At 55.3% G+C, this 441-nt stretch carries 1 protein-coding gene; it reads left to right on the forward strand.

Annotated features, from left to right (window positions below; all coding sequences use genetic code 11):
- Window positions 1-59: 59 nt before the first annotated feature.
- Window positions 60-441: glycoside hydrolase family 2 protein (locus NE664_14140; protein ID MCQ4727775.1), on the forward strand; the 382-nt coding region annotated here is incomplete at its 3' end.

A 441-nucleotide genomic window follows, 5' to 3' on the forward strand; every position in this document is an offset into this window, starting at 1 on the left:
ATTTCCAGACGGTAGACTTGCCGCATGACTGGGCGATTACGGCCCCGTTTTCCAGGGAGATGGCTGAGGGGGAGGCCCAAGGCTTCCGCGACCGGTGGGGCGTCGGCTGGTACCGGAAGATTCAGGTGCTGGAGGAGAAAAAGTCGAGTTACCGCTATTACCTGTATTTCGGAGGCATCTACGAGGACAGCACGGTATGGGTCAATGATAAAGTGGTGGGCGGACGGAAGTACGGCTATAGCCCGTTTCGCTTGGACATCACGGATTTCGTGCATACCGGAGACAATGAGATTCTGGTGCGGGTGGATAATACGAAGAAGCCCGCGGACCGCTGGTACAGCGGAGCGGGAATCTACCGAACAGTGAAATGGATTGAGATGGAAGAACGCCATCTGGAGGAGAATCAGGTGATCATAAAAACCAGCCTGAAGGGGAAGGTCG

Source organism: Anaerotignum faecicola, from assembly GCA_024460105.1.
Classification (GTDB): domain Bacteria; phylum Bacillota; class Clostridia; order Lachnospirales; family Anaerotignaceae; genus JANFXS01.